Here is a 3,923-nt window from a genome sequence, read left to right as displayed (position 1 = left end):
GGGAGCCAGTACCAATCGTTAAGTAGTTACCTGAACCGTCCGAATCGCTGGTGCGCGGTTGACGCACGCGATCCAGAAAAATATCGAGTTGATCTTTCAAGTCTTGGTGAGGACGACCATCGTCAATCAGCACAAAGACCCCCGCAGACGCATTAGCGATCTCTTCCAGCGCACGATGGGCATCCCAACGGCACTGCTCATCTTTCATTAACCCTACGATATCACGCAGCGTATCCGCCAAGTGAACACGCACCGTTGTCGCCTGCTCTGGCGTCGGCTGCCCCTTAACTAACGCCAAATGATGAGCACCTTGTATACGGTCCCGGAACACATGCAGCGCCAGTTCCCCATGGGCCGTCATCACACTGGTAATTTCAACCGCATCAACCGTTTGTTCATTGACGATACGGTAGTGAATCAAGTCGGCAATCGTGCCAATTTTAATACCATGCTTTTTAGCAAACTCTTCAAGCTCAGGCCGACGCGCCATACTGCCATCATCATTCATGATTTCACAGATGACGCCGCTAGGATCGCAGCCTGCTAAAGAGGCTAAATCACAGGCTGCTTCAGTATGCCCAGCACGACGTAGAACACCACCAGGTTCAGCCATCAGCGGAAATATATGCCCTGGCTGTACGATATCCGTCGGCTTGGCATTCGCCGCCACTGCCGCTTGAACAGTACGCGCACGATCAGCTGCTGAGATGCCGGTGGTCACACCTTCGGTCGCTTCAATGGAGAGCGTAAACTTAGTGCCAAACCCAGAGCCGTTATCACGCACCATCAGCGGTAGGTTTAGCTGCTCGCAACGCTCGCGAGTCATGGGCATACAAATAAGCCCACAGGCATAACGTGCCATGAAGTTGATATGCTCGGCCTGAACTTTTTCGGCCGCCATAATGATATCACCTTCGTTTTCGCGATCCTCATCATCCATGAGAATCACCATTTTGCCCTGGCGGATATCTTCCACCAGCTCAGCGATAGGGGACAACCCCTCTGAAGAGGAATGCGCCATGGAATCTCCAAAATAAGTGGTCGCAACACATGCGATTTCGCGCGTCAGGGTACCTTGCTCTGGCCCGGCGCGCTAGTCAGTGCACGGTTTAGCGATGATGCGCCAGTCACTCCCAACGGCTCGAATTTCTTTAATAGTTAAGCGCTTCTGGTCGGCCATGCGGGTCATCCCGGGCAACGCAAATAGTGGTCGAGCCTCGCCTCCCAAAAGCGTGGGAGCAACAAATAACTGCAGTTCATCCACCGCATTTGCATCTAACAGCGCGCCTGCCAGCGTAGCGCCGGTTTCAACAAGCAGCTCGTTTACCAGCTCATGCTCAGCCAACCAGCTCAGCATCTCGGCGAGGTCGATTCGGCCTTCTTGAGCCGCGGGCAGTACCTTAATGTCAGCGCCTGCAGTTTCCAGCTTTTGGCGTTTTTCTTCACTGTGGTGTTCAGTGGTAATAATCAATGTGCGGCCGGGTTCACGAAGACAAGCGGCCGCTAACGGTAACCGCAGACGCGAATCCAAAATAACCCGTAGTGGCTGCCGCTGACTAATTGTATCCGCGTTATCGAGCCCCAACTGGTCTGCGCGCACGGTTAGTCGTGAATCATCCATAATGACGGACTCAACTCCGCTCAAAATAGCGCTTGAACGCGCTCGCAGACGCTGCACTTGGCTACGAGCTTCTGGGCCAGTAATCCATTGTGACTCTCCAGAGCCCATGGCAGTACGGCCATCCAGGCTCATGGCCATTTTTAAACGTACAAAGGGACGCTTGTGTTGCATACGGGAAATAAAGCCAGGATTTAACGCACGGGCATCCTGTTCCAACAGCCCAACATCTACCTGAATTCCTGATTCCCGAAGCCGCTTGATACCGCGTCCACTCACGCAAGGGTTAGGGTCAACCATTGCGACGACCACACGGGCAACGTTGGCATCCGCTAACGCAACGGCACAAGGGCCAGTGCGTCCTGTATGGGAACAAGGTTCTAAAGTGACATAAGCCGTTGCGCCTTCTGCCCTGGCACCAGCGGCGTTAAGCGCGTGAATTTCTGCATGCGGTTCGCCAGCACGGAGGTGAAAGCCCTCGCCAACCACCTGCCCTTCAGCGTGTTGATCGTAGCGGACAATAACACAGCCTACCCGGGGGTTGGGGTCTGTTGTATACAGCCCTTTCGCCGCCAATTGCAGAGCACGCGCCATAAATTGATGATCAGCGCTGGTAAAGCCTCTCTCCGTCAACTCGTTCATCAAACCTCTCCGCGATCTGGGTCGCTGTGGGCTGATGCAGGGTGATCGCCTGGATCTTGAGAAAGACGGTCTATCTCGGCGCGAAATTCGTCTAAATCCTGAAACTTACGATATACCGATGCAAAGCGGATATACGCCACCTGATCCAGGTTGCTTAATGCCTTCATGACGGCTTCACCGATATCCCGCGCATTAACTTCGCGGTCTCCGCGGGCACGAAGCGATTGGCGAATACGCTCCACGGCGGCTTCTATTGCCTCGGCACTTACCGGACGCTTCTCCAGCGCTCGCAACATGCCTGCACGCAGCTTGCTCTCGTTAAAGGTTTCGCGTGAGCCGTCGGATTTTACGACCCTCGGCATAATCAGTTCTGCGGTTTCATACGTGGTGAAGCGTTCTTGGCAGCTAGCGCATTGGCGACGACGGCGCACCTGGTCACCGTCGGCTACCAGCCGCGAGTCGGTCACTCGAGTATCATTAGCACCACAAAAAGGGCAATGCATGGCAGTCAACCTGTTGTCAGTACGTGCAGCGTGTCAGCCTGTGCGGATAACGGCACATATAAGCATATTGTGAACTATTATTAGCAGCGGAGTAGCCACGCGCTACAACGACATGCAGTTTAAGGGCGCTTGCAAGCAAAAATAGTCGCTTCTTTAAACGCGGCGTTAACCTAGCATTGTAACGATTTGGCACACAAGCTGCAGCGTTTGTCGTAGGTTGTTTAAGAGGACATCCCTATGACCCCATTTGAGCAGACAGTCCACCATTTCCTTTCGCACCTCTACGGCCCCCGCGCCAGCGAGGTACAACGCCGACTTGGACAACACATTGAACACTTTCGCAGTGCATCACAGGCGCCAGCCATAACAGAAAATACCGCGGCTGAAGGCGATAATGCACCAACATGGAGCGAAAAAGATCAATGGGTCATTAGCTACGGTGATTCCATTGTGGCAGAGGAAACACCGCCTCTTGCCGTGCTTAATGAGTTCCTTCAGCGCTATTTGGGGGAGCGTATTAGCGGCGTGCATGTCCTGCCTTTTTTTCCCTGGAGTAGCGATGATGGCTTTTCAGTCATTCATTACCGTGAGGTTAATCCAGAGCTAGGCGATTGGCAGCATATCCGTGAGCTGGCAAGCCACTATGACGTGATGGGCGATTTAGTGCTAAACCACGTGTCTCGCGAGTCTCTGTGGTTTGTGGATTATTTAACCGGAAGCTTGCCAGGTCGTGATTACTTTATAGAAGTAGACCCAGAAACCGATGTTTCTGACGTGGTTCGACCACGTAGCAGCCCGTTGCTAGTGCCTATTTCCACGCGCCGAGGCACGCGCCATGTGTGGGCAACCTTTTCAGAAGATCAGATCGATTTAAACTTTGAAAATCCTGACGTATTGCTTGAGTTTGTTGGCATCTTACTGTTTTACCTCCAACAGGGCGTGCGTATCATTCGCCTGGATGCAGTGGCATTTTTATGGAAGCGTCTGGGAACGCCATGCATCCATCTTCCCGAAACTCATACGGTGGTCCGTTTACTGCGCGCCATTGTGGATGAAATAGCCCCGGGCACGCTGATAATTACCGAGACCAATGTCCCTCACGCAGAAAACATCAGTTACTTTGGCTTAGAACGGTTAGCCAACGGGGCGCCAGACGAAGC

General features: G+C 53.2%; 4 protein-coding genes. 1 reads left to right on the top strand and 3 read right to left on the bottom strand.

The genetic code is table 11. From position 1 onward, the window contains the following. From ribB to nrdR, 3 genes are all read right to left on the bottom strand, one after another. On the bottom strand, window positions 1-1,021 hold a 1,021-nt coding region (gene ribB / locus INT22_RS12795; protein WP_226912696.1), incomplete at its 3' end, for a 3,4-dihydroxy-2-butanone-4-phosphate synthase. 72 nt (window positions 1,022-1,093) lie between these two features. Further along, window positions 1,094-2,260, bottom strand: a complete 1,167-nt coding sequence (gene ribD / locus INT22_RS12790) for a bifunctional diaminohydroxyphosphoribosylaminopyrimidine deaminase/5-amino-6-(5-phosphoribosylamino)uracil reductase RibD (RefSeq protein WP_193061397.1) — start codon at window positions 2,258-2,260, stop codon at window positions 1,094-1,096. Further along, the gene (gene nrdR / locus INT22_RS12785) at window positions 2,260-2,763 is read right to left on the bottom strand and encodes a transcriptional regulator NrdR (RefSeq protein ID WP_089037417.1); all 504 of its coding nucleotides are present in this window, start codon (window positions 2,761-2,763) and stop codon (window positions 2,260-2,262) included. The genes ribD and nrdR overlap by 1 nt, the downstream gene beginning before the upstream one ends. A gap of 237 nt (window positions 2,764-3,000) precedes the next feature. Here nrdR and INT22_RS12780 point away from each other — a divergent pair. Next, window positions 3,001-3,923: alpha-amylase family glycosyl hydrolase (locus INT22_RS12780; RefSeq protein WP_264298848.1), on the top strand; the 923-nt coding region annotated here is incomplete at its 3' end.

Origin of the sequence: Halomonas sp. 3D7M (assembly GCF_014897885.1) — a bacterium.
GTDB lineage: Bacteria > Pseudomonadota > Gammaproteobacteria > Pseudomonadales > Halomonadaceae > Vreelandella.
Note: the sequence above shows the minus strand (reverse complement) of the source record. Positions and strands in the feature narration are given on the sequence as shown.